Annotated in this window: 14 protein-coding genes and 1 tRNA gene; 2 read left to right on the top strand and 13 right to left on the bottom strand. The window is 44.0% G+C overall.

What is annotated here, in order from left to right; genetic code table 11:
* Positions 1-16: 16 nt before the first annotated feature.
* The 10 genes from mutL to aspS form a co-directional block, all read right to left on the bottom strand.
* A complete protein-coding gene (gene mutL / locus WS34_RS06615; RefSeq protein ID WP_046403867.1) occupies positions 17-1870 on the bottom strand; it encodes a DNA mismatch repair endonuclease MutL in 1854 nt (617 codons plus the stop codon).
* Between the two features lie 62 nt (positions 1871-1932).
* Positions 1933-2250: a hypothetical protein gene (locus WS34_RS06620; RefSeq protein WP_013613021.1), complete on the bottom strand. Its 318-nt coding sequence runs from the start codon at positions 2248-2250 to the stop codon at positions 1933-1935.
* A gap of 5 nt (positions 2251-2255) precedes the next feature.
* On the bottom strand, positions 2256-3383 hold the full coding sequence (locus WS34_RS06625; RefSeq protein ID WP_046403869.1) for a lysylphosphatidylglycerol synthase transmembrane domain-containing protein: 1128 nt from the start codon (positions 3381-3383) through the stop codon (positions 2256-2258).
* Positions 3384-3504: 121 nt separating this feature from the next.
* A tRNA-Ala gene (locus WS34_RS06630) sits at positions 3505-3578 on the bottom strand.
* A gap of 76 nt (positions 3579-3654) precedes the next feature.
* Entirely contained in the window at positions 3655-4716 is a 1062-nt protein-coding gene (locus WS34_RS06635) for an endonuclease/exonuclease/phosphatase family protein (protein ID WP_022160432.1), read from the bottom strand.
* Positions 4717-4778: 62 nt separating this feature from the next.
* Positions 4779-5732, bottom strand: a complete 954-nt coding sequence (locus WS34_RS06640) for a rhomboid family intramembrane serine protease (RefSeq protein ID WP_013613023.1) — start codon at positions 5730-5732, stop codon at positions 4779-4781.
* A gap of 6 nt (positions 5733-5738) precedes the next feature.
* A complete protein-coding gene (locus tag WS34_RS06645) occupies positions 5739-6560 on the bottom strand; it encodes a rhomboid family intramembrane serine protease (RefSeq protein WP_013613024.1) in 822 nt (273 codons plus the stop codon).
* On the bottom strand, positions 6557-8077 hold the full coding sequence (locus WS34_RS06650; RefSeq protein ID WP_022160434.1) for a PSP1 domain-containing protein: 1521 nt from the start codon (positions 8075-8077) through the stop codon (positions 6557-6559). Before WS34_RS06650 ends, WS34_RS06645 begins: the two co-directional genes overlap by 4 nt.
* 43 nt (positions 8078-8120) lie before the next feature.
* Entirely contained in the window at positions 8121-9242 is a 1122-nt protein-coding gene (locus WS34_RS06655; protein WP_046403872.1) for a DNA polymerase III subunit, read from the bottom strand.
* A gap of 21 nt (positions 9243-9263) precedes the next feature.
* Complete coding sequence (gene aspS, locus WS34_RS06660; protein WP_046403874.1) at positions 9264-11009, bottom strand: aspartate--tRNA ligase; 1746 nt, start codon at positions 11007-11009, stop codon at positions 9264-9266.
* Positions 11010-11169: 160 nt separating this feature from the next.
* Between aspS and WS34_RS06665 the strand changes: the two genes are divergently transcribed.
* Complete coding sequence (locus WS34_RS06665; RefSeq protein ID WP_046403876.1) at positions 11170-11649, top strand: CvpA family protein; 480 nt, start codon at positions 11170-11172, stop codon at positions 11647-11649.
* A gap of 21 nt (positions 11650-11670) precedes the next feature.
* A complete protein-coding gene (gene tyrS, locus WS34_RS06670; RefSeq protein WP_013613029.1) occupies positions 11671-12963 on the top strand; it encodes a tyrosine--tRNA ligase in 1293 nt (430 codons plus the stop codon).
* 201 nt (positions 12964-13164) lie between these two features.
* Here the strand turns inward: tyrS and WS34_RS06675 are convergent, their stop codons facing one another.
* The 3 genes from WS34_RS06675 to WS34_RS06685 all read right to left on the bottom strand — a co-directional run bounded on the left by WS34_RS06675 (position 13165) and on the right by WS34_RS06685 (position 16065).
* A complete protein-coding gene (locus tag WS34_RS06675) occupies positions 13165-13851 on the bottom strand; it encodes an energy transducer TonB (protein ID WP_046403877.1) in 687 nt (228 codons plus the stop codon).
* A gap of 157 nt (positions 13852-14008) precedes the next feature.
* Complete coding sequence (gene hflX / locus WS34_RS06680; RefSeq protein ID WP_046403890.1) at positions 14009-15238, bottom strand: GTPase HflX; 1230 nt, start codon at positions 15236-15238, stop codon at positions 14009-14011.
* Positions 15239-15372: 134 nt separating this feature from the next.
* On the bottom strand, positions 15373-16065 hold the full coding sequence (locus WS34_RS06685; RefSeq protein WP_013613032.1) for an energy transducer TonB: 693 nt from the start codon (positions 16063-16065) through the stop codon (positions 15373-15375).
* Between the last annotated feature and the right edge of the window lie 164 nt (positions 16066-16229).

Consider the following 16229-nt stretch of genomic DNA (forward strand, 5'->3'; position numbering starts at 1 on the left):
AAACGCGACTCTGTTTTTATTTAAACCAACTGTTCACATCCTCATAATTCAGAATGTGGATGATCGTTTTGCCGTCTGCAGTGAAATTATGATGTTTACAGGCAAAAAGATTACCGGTCATTTCATTCATTTCCTCACAGCTGAGTGCCGTATTGTAACTGATTGCCGAGGCCTTTGCCAAAGCCAGTACCACCCGTTCTTTCATCTTCTCCCGGATACTGCCCTCCGTGTTTTTATAATGTTCGATCAGTTCGATCAGCACTTCCTTCGCCCGGGTATAAGATAAGTCCGGTGGGGTGGCATGTATGGCATAACCGTTTTTACCGAAAACATTTAATTCGAACCCTAAATATTCCAGGTCTGCAAGAATTTCTCCTACCAGCATAAAATCGCCTGCCGACAACTCCAGTATTTCCGGGAACAGACTCTTCTGCCCCGTTACCTTTTGCGTATTCAGGGTCGTCATATATTTTTCGAATAAGATGCGTTCGTGGGCTCTTTTCTGGTCGATCAGCATCAAACCGCTTTGTACCGGCGTAACGATATACCGGCCTTTCAGTTGGAAATAGCAATTCGTATGCGGTACCACCGGATTGATATTTTCGGTCATTTCCGGTATCGAAGTCTGAATCGATTCCTCCTTTTCCTTTAAGCCGTCGAATAAGATATCCCAGTTGGCCGGTGCTTTTTCCTGGTGAAAACTGCTTGCCGTGCGACTGGGATGTTCGAAATCCGAATCCTGTGGATTAAGCTTACTGCTGCTGTAATTGAAAGGATTATAGTTCGGATTATAGTTGATTCGCGGAACATAGGGGGCTGCTGGCTTCTCCGTAGGAATGAGTTCGATACTTCCAGCCGTATCGAAGTCCAGGGGAGGAGTGATATTGAATTTTCCCAGGGCTTCCTTGATACCTGCCAACAAGATTTGGAAAAAATCCGTCTCATTCTGGAATTTGATCTCCGTTTTCGTCGGATGTATATTGATATCGATTAAAGACGGATCCACCGTAAAATAGATGAAATAGGAGGGGATACAATCCACACCGATCAGTCCCGAATAGGCCTCCATCACTGCTTTATGAAAAAACGAATGCTTCATAAAACGGTTATTGACGAAAAAATATTGTTCGCCATAAGTCTTTCGGGCTTGTTCCGGACTGCAAATGAAACCTTTGATATCTACCAGACCCGTGGCACAATCGATATTGATCAGTCTTGAATTGATCGACTTGCCGAAAATATTTACGATCCGCTGGCGTAGTCCCGAAGGGGATAAGTTGTAGATCACATTTCCGTTGTTCGACAAACAGAAGCTGATCTCCGGATTCGTCAAAGCTACCCGCAGAAATTCATTGGTAATATTGCGCAATTCCGTCGTATCGGATTTCAGAAACTTCCGGCGGGCAGGGATATTATAAAAGAGGTTCCTGACCGAGATGTTCGTACCTTTCGGACAGCTGACAGACTCCTGATTTTTTAGTTCCGAAGCCGCGATAAAGATAGAGGTGCCCAATTCATCTTCTTCCTGCCGGGTTTTTAATTCCACCTCCGATACCGAAGCGATAGAGGGAAGGGCTTCTCCCCGGAATCCTAAGGTGTTGATACTGAATAAATCCTGTGCCGAAGCGATTTTTGAGGTCGCATGCCGTTCGAAAGCCATCCGGGCATCCATGTTCGACATGCCTTTCCCATCGTCGATCACCTGTATGATCGCTTTCCCGACATTCTTCAACACTACCTGAATATGCTTAGCTCCTGCATCGATCGCATTTTCCATTAATTCCTTGACAACAGAGGCAGGACGTTGTACGACTTCTCCTGCTGCTATCTGATTGGCTACTGAATCGGGTAAAAGATGAACGATATCCATATTGATTGATGTAGTTAAGCTAATGTGCCGTTATATGATAGGACAAAGATAATGGATATTTGTCAAAGTCCCAGAAATCGCAGGATACCGTCCGGATTCTTTACAAACACATAAAAGGCCATGATGAACAACAACGTCAGGATCATAAACAAACGCAGCGCATAATTGCTATTCAGCCCGTTACGGTTCGCCTTCCGTTTTTCATACTCCTGTCTGAATTGCCCTTTTATATTCGGGATATAAGTTTTATCGTCGTCCTTTAAGCCGAGTTCTGCTTTTACCCTGCGCTCCCGTTCTTCCCGTTCTTCTTTGGCAGGATCCCAGTAGCGGGGTTTCAGATTGAATCTTCTGTATTCCGGTTTTTTAAATATCAAAAACATAATTACTACTGATTTTCAAGGTTATGATTTAAATCGTCCGATGGGGTAGAAGCTGCCGATGGCTTCGGACGTCCGCCGAAATGTTGCCCTATCCATTTCGGTACGATAAAAACACCTACGAACAGATAAGGATAATAAGTGATCAGACGCCATACGATGGCCATAGCGATCGCTACACCGGCTCCTCCTCCTATAATAAAGGAACCCAGATATTCTTTAAATACGAATTCGGCAAAACCGCTTCCTCCCGGAGTCGGACTGATCAGCATCATGATCCACATAATCAGTTGCCGGGCAAAAATCAGAAATTGAGTCGCCCAATCCGTATCCTTCAATACAAAAAAGGCCATTAAGATCGCATTCACTACCCAATACCGTGCCGTCCATGAAAAGAAAGTGGCTCCGAAAGTCTTCAGCCAGAAAGAAAACGGCATATGACGCAATTCGTAAGAGTTGCGGATGATATCCGAACCTGCTTCGTTGGCACTGTGCCGCCATTTACGTAAAAGCTTTAATTTGAAACATTTCATCAATAGATATTTCAGCCCCCGGGGATTCTTGAAAAGTCCGTAGCTCAGAATTAAAAGATACACCAGCTTGATCGAATAGCCGCCCACTGCAAACCAGATCAGGCTTTTGCTTACTCCTGAACTCACTCCCGACATCTCCCACAACCCGCTCGAATCCACACAAAGCAAAATAATCGGAAACATCAGAATAAAATAAAGCTCGTCCAGAAAAGAAGTAGCCATGACAATAGCCGAGCTACGTCCTACTTTGATCCCCTCTTTATTGACAAAAAGAATAGCGAGACTGGTACCGCCGATCGCTGAGGGAGTTACCGCCGAGGTAAATTCCCAAAGAAAAATAATCCGGATCGACTTGATCCAGCTCAAACGATCCCCCGAAAGAACCCGGATACGGATAACATACCCCAGATCACGGATAAACATACACATCACTGCTACGAAAAGCCAGAACACCGAGCTCCAGCCGAAAGAAATTTGTTCGAAAGCAGTGAGATCGAATTCCCGGTATAGCATATACGACACAACACCCAGACCGATAATGACCGGGTAAATGATCTTATAGGGACTGATCTTACGGGTTAGTTTTTTATCTGATTCTTCCATAAAACGAATAATAAGAATTCGATAAAACAATAAAGTCCATAAAGTTAATGGAAAGTTTCCTGATAAGGAATACCTTCGGTCATAAACTTTATGAACTTTACAAACTTTAAGAACTCTGGAGTGGAGAGTATCGGGGTCGAACCGACGACCTCTTGCATGCCATGCAAGCGCTCTAGCCAACTGAGCTAACCCCCCCATAATTTTCTTTAACGCTGCAAAAATAGAATAATTCCCTAAATCCACCAAATAATCTTCAGAATTTTCTGATAAATCAACTTCCCTTCCTTATCTTCACCTTGATCGGATAATGATCCGAAAGCGTGATATCCTCCCGGGTATAACCCACCGTATATAGTGTCGGGGAATGTAAGACATAATCGATGCGGAAAGAGGGAAACTCTCCGATGTAAGTATTGCCGATGCCCCGGCCTTTTTCAATAAAACTATCCGTTAACTTCCTGCTTAATTGCCTGTAAGTATAGGAGAGAGGAGTATCGTTGAAGTCGCCGCACAATATCACAGGATAAGGGCTTCCGTCGATATGCCGTTGAATTTCCTCCGCCTGATGCGCCCGGTTCTTGTTCGCTATCATTAAGCGTGTCGTGAGATTCTTCACCCCTTCGGGGATATCGTTACCCTTCAGCCCTGAACTGATTTCTTTCATAAATTGCCGCTCCTTCTTGCCCAGCTTGTAGGATTCCAGGTGAACACTGTACAACCGCACCGTATCTTTTCCTAGCTTGAAATCTCCGTAAATACAAGAACTGCTGTAACCAGGGGCGAAAGTCAGGTGTCCTTTGTGCAGAATCGGAAGCCTGGAAAAAATAGCCATATCCTTCTCGATATAATAATAGGGGTAGGTATGCAATTGTTCGATTACCGTTTTCCGTCGGTCCGGATTCCCGTTCATTAGAAATTCCTGCAAGCAGATCACATCCCCGTCGAATTTATTCAGATAATTGAATAATTTTTCCCTCGTGTTCTTCTGATTACTCCAGCCATACACATCGAAATAACGGATATTGTACGACAAGAGCGACAAATCGTACGAAACATCCCCCGTTTCGGTTTTCGCTGTCCCGTAGTAAGTCCTGAAAGTCGGATACCCGATCGCAATCACGACTACGATCTGCCAGGCCCTCCGCTTCCAACGGAAAATCCAGTACAGTAAAAGGATAAAATTGCCGATCAGAAGATAAGGATAAGCCAAACCCAGTAACGAAAAAAAGACAAAGGTATTGGGGTTGATTATAGGGGAAAGATATGCTCCTATTAACCCGAACGCAGCGATCAAACTGACGATATATACAATCTTATCCAATATTTTCAGCATAGTAGGGAAAGCACTTCTGGTTTGATAAAGAACCGGTATCTGGTTTACTTACCTCCATAAAATCAGTTTTTAGCCTTGAAGAGGATTGCTTTTTCTTCCCGGGTCAGGCTTTCGTAACCCGAACGCGAGATTTTATCCAGAATCTCGTTGATCCGTTCTTGCTCATTCTTCTTATGGGCATTGTATTCCCGGTCGTTCATTTCCGAGACATGCTTCTTATACCTCACCCTCATCTTCTTCTTCCGCTGGAAGAGCCGTCCGATCCCTTCGAAAAAATTCACGATCCCTGAAGCAAAGTCCCGGTTTCTTCTCACTCCCACGATAAAGAACCATCCGAACAGGGCTCCGCCTAAATGGGCGATATGTCCCCCCGCATTTCCCGAAGATATACTCATAATATCGATCAGGGCGGTAAACAACGCCAGATAAACCAGTTTCACCGGTCCGAGCAGGAAAATATAGACCTTATGTTGCGGCAGATAAGTACATACCGCAAAGACGATTGCCATCACAGAAGCCGACGAACCGATAGCCCACGAGGTCAGCCGTAGCGCCGGGCGGGGGAAAGGACTGATTTGAGGCTCACTGAAATAAGGGAAAATATTATAGGCCGCAATATACAGCAAACCTCCGAATAGGCCACCCAGAAGATATACACCCGTTAATTTACGTTCCGTAAAATAATTCAGGAAAAAACTCCCGAACCAATAAAGCCATAACATATTGAACAACAGATGTAAAAAATCGAACTGAGTAAACATATAGGTGAAGATCGTCCACGGACGGCTCAATAAATACTCCGGATCTGCCGGCACGCCGATCCATTCCAGCAATGTCGGATAAAATTCTTCTCCTTTCCCCAACAACAACATCATGATATATATCAACTTCAAAGCAAGAAAAATCCCGCAATTGATATAAATCAGACGGGTGAGAGAAGAACCCTTCCGGAAAGAATTTTTGATCCCTTCCCGGATTCCTTCTGAAAAATTTCCGCCGTAATTGTTGTAATACATCATCTCTTAATAGAACCTTCGCCTGTTTTTACTCCAGTATTTGACCATAAAGAAACCGAACAACATCCCTCCCAGATGAGCGAAATGGGCTACATTGTCCGTTGCGCTATTCTGCATGCCCAGGAAAAGCTCCAGCAGACCGTATCCCAATACAAAATACTTCGCTTTGATCGGAATAGGTATAAACATCAGATACAATTCCGTATTCGGAAACAGCATTCCGAATGCCAGCAAGATACCGAATATCGCTCCCGAAGCCCCGATCATCGGGACATTTACTTTCAGTTCTACGATCTGACGGAAGAGTTGTTTCCCTGCTACAATGTATTGTTGCGAATCCGGATTGTTGGTCCAATTATCCACCACCTCCCACACCCACTGGGCCGGATGGCCTAGCTGACGCTCCACAAGCTGCGCTAAAAGCGCAGGAGAAGGCGCATTCTGGAAGGCATAATATTGCTCCATCAGCCGGTGGATTTCCAACCAGCCGACCGCACTATTCAGCAAGCCCGCCCCGATACCGCAGACAAAATAGAAAATCAGAAAACGCTGCGTTCCCCATACCGACTCCAGTATCCGGCCGAACATAAAAAGAGCGAACATATTGAAAAACAAATGCCCGAAAGACCCGTGCATAAACATGTGTGTGACATATTGCCATGGGCGCCAAAAGACAGATTGCGGCAAATGAAGTCCTAATAGATGGGCTGTATCCACATGCATCCGGCTATCGATAAACATACTCAGAAAGTACATCACGATGTTCAGAATCAATAAAATTTTGACAGCAGGGGTAATACCGGTAAAAGGACGATAGTTTTGCATCATTGTTCAGTTTTGGATTGTGAATGCTGATCGGTTCGTGGCTTGGGCCTTTGTATAGGTCTCGAATCTCTGCGCTGATCCTGTCTCGGGCCGTTACGGAAAGGCCGTTGTCCTCCCCGTTCTCCGTTTCTTTCATTTTTTTCGTTACGGGGAGTGTTAGAGTTTCCATTTTCACGATTATTATTATTTCGTTGCCTGGAATGACGCTTCTTCTGCTTCTTTTCGTCGAAACGGTTCAGGCTTTCTTCTCCCACGCCGTCCGTATATTTTATATCTGTCGGGGTATTTCCGCTTTCTTCTACCGCTTTTGGAGGAATAATTCCTTTCCGGTTCATCGCGATGATTTCCTTTACCCGTTTCACCGGAATCTGGATAAAAATACCCTTCCCTTCTTTATCCGTACTATAAGACATCATCTGACCGAAGATATCCGTTTTTTGATGGTAAAGCAAACCCTCTCCCGTATTTAAAGTAATATTGGTCGAAGGGAAATCTTTCTGCGCATCGACGTACGCATCCACTTCATAGTTCAGACAACATTTCAGTTTCCCGCACTGTCCGGCCAGCTTCTGAGGATTCAGCGAAATATCCTGATAGCGGGCGGCTGAGGTCGACACCGAAATAAAATTCGTGATAAAAGTCGAACAGCATAATTTGCGTCCGCAGGGACCGATACCCCCGATTCTGCCTGCTTCCTGACGTGTCCCGATCTGTTTCATTTCGATACGGATATGGAAAGTCTCCGCCAACACCTTGATCAGCGTCCGGAAATCCACCCGGTCGTCTGCGATATAATAAAATATAGCTTTTGTTTTATCTCCCTGATACTCCACATCACCGATCTTCATATTCAGTTTCAGGTCGGCTGCGATTTTCCGCGAACGGATCATCGTATCGTGCTCTAAAGCAATGGCTTGTTGCCATTTCTCGATGTCGTGGGGTTTGGCCTTCCGGTATACCTTCTTCAGCGGATTCCGCTCGAGATCCACCCGTTTGATCCGGATTTGTTCCTTTACCAGTTCACCCGATAAAGATACCACCCCGATGTCGTGTCCCAAAGCTGCTTCGACCGCCACGATATCTCCTGCTTTTAAAGCTAGTTTCGACGGATTACTGTAAAACCCTTTCCGTGTATTTTTAAACCTTACTTCTACGATCTCCGGGGCACAATCCGTTGCAGGCAGATCTTCCAGCCAGTCGTATACCGTCAATTTCCCCGCTAGCAAACGATGGTCGATTACCGGCACATCCCGCCGCGGATGCTTCGTATGAAGTTCCTGAATTTCCTCTTCTTCCTCTTCTTTTTTCGGGACTGTAAATTCCCCGGCTTCGATAATTTCTATCTCTTCCGTCTCTTCGATCTCTACGGCTTCCTCCGTCGGTTCTCCCGGTTGTTCACGGGGTTCCCCGGTCGAAGGCCCCGATTGCTCAGGCGTCGCTTTGCCGTTTACTTTTTCTTGCCCGGGCGAAACGAATTCTTCTTCCTGGCTTATATTTTCGTTATTGTGTATATCGTTCATAAATTGATTTTTTCATTATATATTATTGTACGTGAAAACAGTTTCAATTGGGTCTGATATTTTGCATGACTTTTATGCAGAGATCCGTAAAAATGATTTTTGCATTTCCGTTCCGGCTGATGTCGCTATAAGCACGCTCGAACTCGTTGCTCAATGGAATGACATTTCCTTCATGTACATAAGGGGCAAAGCGTTGTGAGAAATTTTTCTCCCGTTCCGTCATATAATTCAGTTGCTCCAAACCGAAATTCCGGACAAAATTTTCCCGGATCATCCGTGAGGCATGCGCTAAGAAATTCTTTTGCCTTTCTCTTCCAAGGCTGCATATTTCATTGACCCATTCATTCACCGGAAGCATTTTTCTTTCCCAGCACAGCCGCATGAGGCTGATAAATTTTTCCTGGTTGTAAATTTGCTCTTCTGTTTCGTCCAGCAACCGCAGGGCTTTATACCAGTTTCCCGAAGCTACATGGGCATATTCTTCCGCTTTTTGTGCAGCGATTCCTTTTTCAGCTATCAGCTGTCGTTGTATTTGCTCCTGATGCAGGGGAGGAATGTGAATACGCTGCAAACGCGATTGTATCGTATTGATGATCTGTTCCGGATGCTCCGAAACCATCAGAAACAATGTCTTGTCGAACGGCTCCTCGATGATCTTTAACAGTTTGTTCGAGCATTCCGGATTCATCTTTTCCGGCAACCACATCACCAGAATCTTATAATCCGATTCGAATGATTTCAGGTTCAGCTTACGGAGAATATTGGCACTTTCTTCGGTATATATCGCGGCTTGTGCATTATCCTCTACTCCCATTTCCGTATACCATTCTTCCAGACCGAAATAATTCGTCCGCGTCAGCAGACGCCGCCATTCGTTGATATATTCATCACTGACCGGGCTTTTTGTTTTCCGGACAACCGGAAATACAAAGTGCAGATCCGGATGGATGTATTTCTGTATTTTCTTACACGAAGGGCATTCTCCGCAGGCATCTTCTTTTTTATCACCTGTGCAAAAGACATATTGGGCGAATGCCAAAGCCAAAGCCAGAGAACCGTATCCCGTTTCTCCGGCAAATAGTTGGGCATGACTGATCCGCCCCGTCCGGAGAGAGGTGATCAGTCTTTGCTTGATATCTTCATGTCCGATTACATCCTTAAACACTTGTATGAATTTAGGGGTAAATCATTGATTCAGTTTAATGCCTAATTCCTTGAATTGCTCGGCCGAAATCTCCGACGGAGAATCGATCATCACATCCCGGCCCGAATTGTTTTTCGGGAAAGCGATGGTGTCTCGAATGCTGTCCAGGCCTGCAAACATAGAAACCAAACGGTCGAAACCGAAGGCGATACCACCATGAGGAGGAGCGCCGTATTTGAAAGCATTCAACAGGAAACCGAATTGTTTTTCAGCTTGCTCCGGGGTAAATCCCAGACATTTGAACATCCGTTGCTGCAATGCTGTATCATGGATCCGGATAGAACCTCCCCCTACTTCCACGCCGTTGATCACCATGTCGTAGGCATTCGCTCTCACATCTCCCGGCCGTGTTTCCATCAAATCGATATCCTCTGGATTCGGAGAGGTGAACGGATGGTGCATCGCATAAAAACGTTGTGTCTCTTCATCCCATTCCAACAACGGAAAGTCGACGATCCATAACGGTTTGAATACATTTTTATCTCTCAATCCCAGCCGGTTTCCCATTTCCAGACGAAGCTCACACAACTGGGGTAAAGTTTTGTTTTTCGCTCCGCATAAGATTAGGAGCAGATCGCCCGGTTGAGCTTGGCAGGTGTCTAGCCATACTTTCAGCTCTTCGGCCGTATAGAATTTATCTACCGACGATTTTATGCTGCCGTCTTCATTGTATTTGACATACACCAATCCTTTCGCTCCTACCTGCGGACGCTTCACGAAATCGGTCAGCTCGTCCAGCTGCTTACGGGTATACGAAGCACAACCCGGGACACAAATCCCTCCGATATATTCTGCACTGTTGAATACTGCAAAGTCCTTGGTTCGGGCCAGACGGGTCAGGTCTACGAATTTCATACCGAAACGGATATCCGGTTTGTCACAACCATATTGCTCCATCGCTTCATGCCACGTCATCCGCGGAAATGCCGGGATATCGATGCCTCTGATTTCTTTAAAAAGATGGCGGATCATATCTTCGAAAATACCGAGTACATCTTCCCGTTCTACAAACGACATTTCACAATCGATCTGAGTGAATTCAGGTTGACGGTCTGCCCGAAGGTCCTCGTCCCGGAAACATTTCACAATCTGATAGTATCGGTCGAAACCGGCGACCATCAACAGTTGTTTGAAAGTCTGCGGGCTTTGCGGTAATGCATAAAACTGTCCCTGATTCATCCGCGAAGGCACCACAAAATCACGGGCTCCTTCGGGAGTACTCTTGATCAATACCGGCGTCTCTACCTCCATAAATTGCTTGCCATCCAGAAAATTACGTACCAAATGCGCCATCCGGTGACGCAATTCCAGGTTCCTGCGCACTATTTGCCGGCGTAAATCGAGATAACGGTATTTCATCCGGATCTCGTCACCCCCGTCCGTATTGTCTTCAATAGTAAAAGGAGGTATCTCCGAACGGCTCAGAATCTTTACCGTATCTAAGATAATTTCGATCTCTCCTGTAGGTATTTTATTGTTTTTACTGGCTCTCTCCACCACCTTACCTTGAATTTGAATCACAAATTCCCGTCCTAACTGTGCCACTTGTTTTTTTATCTCTTCAGAAGCAGATTCTTCTGCCACCAATTGGGTAATTCCGTATCTGTCGCGGAGATCGATAAATGTCATGGCTCCCAGGTTTCTGATTTTCTGAACCCAGCCACTCAAACAGACATTCTCGTTTACATTTTCAAGCCGAAGTGCTCCGCATGTGTGTGTTCTGTACATTATATTTTGTTTTTATAAAGTGATATGTTAACAAGGGGGTATAAGAACCCTATTTACCAATTGGCGAAAATACTAAGAATTTATCAAATAATAGAAAATGAAAGGAAAAAATGCTCCCGATAAATTCGTATCTTTGAAACCCGTTTAAATCGGATTTGCCATGAACTATATTGACATTGTTATTCTCTTGTTTTTACTATACGGCGCTTTCCGTGGATTCTCGAAAGGATTGATTATCGAGGTCGCCACTTTAGCCGGGCTGATATTGGGGGTTTTCATTGCCATACGCTACAGCCCTTTTACCGAAGGGATATTGAAAGACTTCCTGAATATCACGTCCCGTTACTTGTCTTATATCGCTTTGGCCGTTACCTTCCTGTTGGTTGTGATTGTTGTCTATTTGCTGGGGAAGATGTTGACCAGACTGGTCGATATTATTTCGTTGGGGTTGGTCAATAAACTGCTTGGCACCCTCCTCGGTATCGCAAAATATTTCATTATGGTTTGTGTACTTTTAATGATTGTCGATGCTTTGAACGATAAATTCCATTTTATCAGCGAAGAAACCAGGGAGAACAGTTTGTTATTCGATCCTTTTCTTAACTTTGCACAACAGATGTACAACACGATCCGCTTTTGAAACGATATAAAATAGAATACGATGAATTTTGTTGATGAATTAAAATGGAGAGGCATGATTCATGATATCATGCCGGGAACAGAAGAACTATTGGCTAAAGGACAAACTACGGCATACGTAGGTATCGACCCGACTGCCGATTCTCTGCATGTCGGACATCTGGTCTCTGTGATGATGATGAAACACTTTCAGATGGCCGGGCACAAACCGATTTTTATTATCGGTGGAGCTACCGGTATGATCGGCGATCCTAGTGGCAAATCACAGGAAAGAAACTTGTTAGACGAAGAGACTATCCGTAAAAATATGGCCGGGATCAAAGCTCAGTTATCCCGGTTTATCGATTTCAACTCCACTGCTTCCAATGCTGCTATTATGCTGAATAACTACGATTGGATGAAACAATTCTCATTTCTGGATTTCATCCGTGAAATCGGTAAGCATATTACCGTCAACTATATGATGGCTAAAGATTCCGTAAAAAAACGCCTCAGTAGCGAGTCGGCCCAGGGTATGTCGTTTACAGAATTCACCTATCAGCTGGTGCAGGGATACGATTTCCTTCATCTGCGTAAAAACTACGGTTGTATGTTGCAGATGGGAGGTTCCGACCAATGGGGAAATATTACTACCGGAGGCGAATTGATCCGTCGTAAAGAAGGGCTCGACGCCTATGGCTTGACCTGGCCGTTGATGACCAAGAGCGATGGAAAAAAATTCGGGAAAACCGAATCGGGGAATATCTGGTTAGATCCCGAACGTACTTCTCCTTATAAATTTTATCAGTTCTGGTTGAATACCACCGATGAAGATGCCGCACGTTATGTCAAAATCTTCACCATCCTGCCTCCCGCTCGGATCGATGCTTTGATCGCTGAACACCGGGAAGCTCCGCACCTCAGGAAATTGCAGAAAACCCTGGCAAAAGAAATTACTTGCCTGATCCATGGGGAAGAAGCTTACAACCTGGCCCTGGAAGCCTCCCAAATCCTCTTTGGGAATGCAACCTCCGAGACCTTGAGGAAAATCGATGAAAATACTTTCCTGTCCGTATTCGAAGGGGTTCCCCAATACGAAATTGCGGCGGCCGATTTAAAAGCAGGTATCTCCATTGTCGACTTCTTAGCCGATAAAACAGCCATCATGTCTTCCAAAGGAGAAGCCCGCAGAGCTTTGAAATCCAATGCTATCGGTATCAATAAAGAAAAAGTACAGGGTGAAGAAACCATCATCGGTGAATCTCACCTCATCGACGGAAAATATATCCTCGCCCAAAGTGGCAAAAAGAATTATTTTCTCGTAATCGTTAAATAACGGCTCCATAAAATACAAGGCTACAAAAAAGTTTATTCTTTTTTGTTGCCTTGTATTCTTTAGGCAGTTATATACATGTTTATACTTATAAACTTACATTTAGGGTAAATTATGTATATAAACACTTTTTTTATTTCAACTCTCCCCCCCAACTCAGTAACTCATCAACTCAATAACTCAGTAACTCAATAACTCAGTAACTCAATAACTCCCTATCTGAAATGCAATCGGAAGCGTATAAGCCACCCTCACCGCTTTGCCTCTTTGTTTACCGGGTTTCCATTTCGGCATCACCGACACCACTCTCACCGCTTCCTTATCCAAAGAAGCATCTACTCCGCGCACCACTTTGATATTGCTCACACTGCCGTCTTTTTCAACCACAAACTGAACGAATACTTTCCCCTGTACCCCGTTCTCAAGGGCAATTTGAGGATACTTCACATGCTTTGAGAGCCATTTTTGTATATTCTCCGGAAATACCGGCATATCCTCGCTCGGCACGAAAGCGATTACTTCGTCTGTGTCGTATTCCTCATCGTAATTCAAATTATTCAGGTCGAAAGATTCTTTATTATTACTTTCGTCATCTGCATCGATGATATCCAGATCGTCCGACAAAGGATCTATTTCATCCACAATTTCCAGTAAATCGAAAGGCTTCGGGGCTGGGGGAGGAGGTGGGGTAATCTGATGCATCATGGTGATCGGTACCATCTCGATTTCGGTCGGGATTTCAGATACCGTGACGAAATCAGCGGGTTGACGCCCGGAAACTTTCCATTCGAATGCGAATAGAATAGTACCCAGGGCAAGCATAAGACCTATTTCCAAAAAAATATTTTTCTTGTTTTCAAGGTCTGCCTGAGGTGATTTTTTTACTTCCATAATCTTTCATTTTAATGTTTCCAGACTTTTCCGGTTCATTAAAAATAAAAGAATATGTTTAAAAAACAAAATTATGAATGATTGATTTTAAGTATTTGTTAATATTAAAACGTTTTCGTTGAGGTATTGTCTTAATATTAACAAATAGTAAAGAAACCTACTCTTCTGTTTCCGGATTGTTTTCGGTATAATCCTGGTATAAAAAGTCATTATAGGGGAATCGTGCCGAATGGATCTCTTTGACGATACCGTAAAGCTTTTCTTTCAGTTCTTCTATATTCTCCTTTTTAACGGCCGATATATATACGGTTTCACTTCCCTGTCGCGACATCCACATTTGTTTCAGGTCGTTCAGACTATAGTTTTCTCTGGTCACAGGGGTTAAATCGTCTTCTTCCTTCTGTACATAATGAAAAGCGTCGATTTTATTGAAAATGATAATCGTCGGTTTGGGTTCTTTGATCAATTCTGCCAGAGTAGCATTGACCACCTTCATCTGATCTTCGAATTGCGGATGGGAGATATCCACGACATGAAGAATAACGTCTGCCTCGCGCACTTCGTCCAACGTAGATTTGAACGATTCCACCAGGTGATGGGGTAATTTACGAATAAAACCTACCGTGTCCGCCAGCAAAAACGGCACATTTTTAATCGCAATTTTCCGCACGGTCGTATCTAGTGTAGCAAACAATTTGTTTTCTGCAAATACATCCGATTTACTCAGCAGGTTCATCAACGTCGATTTTCCGACATTCGTATAACCTACCAAAGCGACACGCACCAGTTTACCCCGGTTTTTCCGTTGAATGACCTTTTGTTTGTCGATCTTGGTTAGTTCATTTTTCAAACGGCTGATTTTATCCCGGATGATCCGGCGGTCGGTCTCGATTTCCGTTTCTCCCGGTCCTCTTAATCCGATACCTCCTTTTTGTCGCTCCAGATGTGTCCACATTCCGGTCAGACGCGGAAGTAAATACTGGTATTGAGCCAGTTCCACCTGGGTTTTGGCATGTGCCGTACGTGCCCGGCTGGCAAAAATGTCCAGAATCAGGTTCGTCCGGTCCAGCACTTTGATTCCCGGAAAGACAGATTCTATATTTCGTAACTGTGTCGGGCTCAATTCATCGTCGAAAATAACCATATCTACCGGGTTTTCTTCGGTGTAAGCTTTGATTTCTTCCAGTTTCCCTTTGCCGATAAAAGTGGCATGTACCGGTTTATCTAAATTCTGTGTGAAAATTTTTACCGTTTCTGCTCCCGCTGTCTCTGCCAGAAATGACAATTCGTCGAGATATTCGGTCATCTGCTCGTAGGTGATCCCTTCCGATTGAAGGGCTACTCCTACTAATATCGCTTTCTCTGCTTCCTGATCCGTATAATACATATAAAATAATAAAATTTGAAGGCTGCTGCAATAACGTAAAACAGAGGCCTGCTGTTTCGGCATTCACCTTTTTCATGACAAAAGAAAGGGCTGACAAAAGATGACAGCCCTTTATAAATTTGATCGATAATCTGCTAATTGTTCGATAACTGGAAGTTGATCGGCAGAGTGTAGGCTACACGTACAGGTTTACCTCTCTGCTTTCCTGGTTTCCATTTCGGCATCGACTGCACAACACGTACAGCTTCCTTATCCAAAGAGGCATCTACTCCTCTCGCTACTTTTACGTCGGTAATAGAACCGTCTCTCTCGATCACGAACTGAATGAAAACTTTCCCCTGAATACCGTTTTCCATGGCCAGAACCGGATATTTTACATTCTTCGCAATCCATTTCGATACATTACCACCCGGGAAACTCGGCATATCTTCAACTACCTGGAAAATCTCTGACTCTCCGGTATTCTCTTCACCATATTCTCCAAAATCGGCGACATTTTCTATCACTTGGTTCTCCGATTGGTCTTCTGCGTCTAAAATTTCAAGATCATCGTCGATATTGGTGTCATCCTCTACAATATCGATCAAGTCCGTCAATTTCGGGGCTGGAGGAGGTGGTGGTGGAGGTTTTAGCATTTGTTGCGTAATCGGAATAATCTCATCTTCTATCTGTTCTTCAGCGGGAGTCTGAAATGGAGTTACTTGTTCGGTGGAAGATTTCCATTCAAAAGCAAATAACAGCACCGCTAAAGCCAGAGTAAGTCCGATCTCGAAGAAAACGCCTTTCTTCCCTTCCAGATCTGCTTTCGGTGACTTTTTAATTTCCATGATATTAAATTAATGTATTTATGTTGTCTTTTTTCTAGGGGGTAAAAGTAAAGAAAATCGGATTAAATACCAATATTTCAAACGTTTTTTTTGAATGAAACGTTAAATTTTCAAGGAACTGTTTTGTCAAATCTTAAGGATTTTAACAATTTTACGATTTTTTT

The organism is Odoribacter sp. N15.MGS-14 (genome assembly GCF_000980245.1).
GTDB lineage: Bacteria > Bacteroidota > Bacteroidia > Bacteroidales > Marinifilaceae > Odoribacter > Odoribacter splanchnicus.

What these genes read in the sequence shown, in the direction of transcription:
- mutL (WP_046403867.1), bottom strand. Translation starts at nt 1,870, where the DNA reads ATGGATATCGTTCATCTTTTACCCGATTCAGTAGCCAATCAGATAGCA.
- WS34_RS06620 (WP_013613021.1), bottom strand. Translation starts at nt 2,250, where the DNA reads ATGTTTTTGATATTTAAAAAACCGGAATACAGAAGATTCAATCTGAAA.
- WS34_RS06625 (WP_046403869.1), bottom strand. Translation starts at nt 3,383, where the DNA reads ATGGAAGAATCAGATAAAAAACTAACCCGTAAGATCAGTCCCTATAAG.
- WS34_RS06635 (WP_022160432.1), bottom strand. Translation starts at nt 4,716, where the DNA reads ATGCTGAAAATATTGGATAAGATTGTATATATCGTCAGTTTGATCGCT.
- WS34_RS06640 (WP_013613023.1), bottom strand. Translation starts at nt 5,732, where the DNA reads ATGTATTACAACAATTACGGCGGAAATTTTTCAGAAGGAATCCGGGAA.
- WS34_RS06645 (WP_013613024.1), bottom strand. Translation starts at nt 6,560, where the DNA reads ATGATGCAAAACTATCGTCCTTTTACCGGTATTACCCCTGCTGTCAAA.
- WS34_RS06650 (WP_022160434.1), bottom strand. Translation starts at nt 8,077, where the DNA reads ATGAACGATATACACAATAACGAAAATATAAGCCAGGAAGAAGAATTC.
- aspS (WP_046403874.1), bottom strand. Translation starts at nt 11,009, where the DNA reads ATGTACAGAACACACACATGCGGAGCACTTCGGCTTGAAAATGTAAAC.
- WS34_RS06665 (WP_046403876.1), top strand. Translation starts at nt 11,170, where the DNA reads ATGAACTATATTGACATTGTTATTCTCTTGTTTTTACTATACGGCGCT.
- tyrS (WP_013613029.1), top strand. Translation starts at nt 11,671, where the DNA reads ATGAATTTTGTTGATGAATTAAAATGGAGAGGCATGATTCATGATATC.
- WS34_RS06675 (WP_046403877.1), bottom strand. Translation starts at nt 13,851, where the DNA reads ATGGAAGTAAAAAAATCACCTCAGGCAGACCTTGAAAACAAGAAAAAT.
- hflX (WP_046403890.1), bottom strand. Translation starts at nt 15,238, where the DNA reads ATGTATTATACGGATCAGGAAGCAGAGAAAGCGATATTAGTAGGAGTA.
- WS34_RS06685 (WP_013613032.1), bottom strand. Translation starts at nt 16,065, where the DNA reads ATGGAAATTAAAAAGTCACCGAAAGCAGATCTGGAAGGGAAGAAAGGC.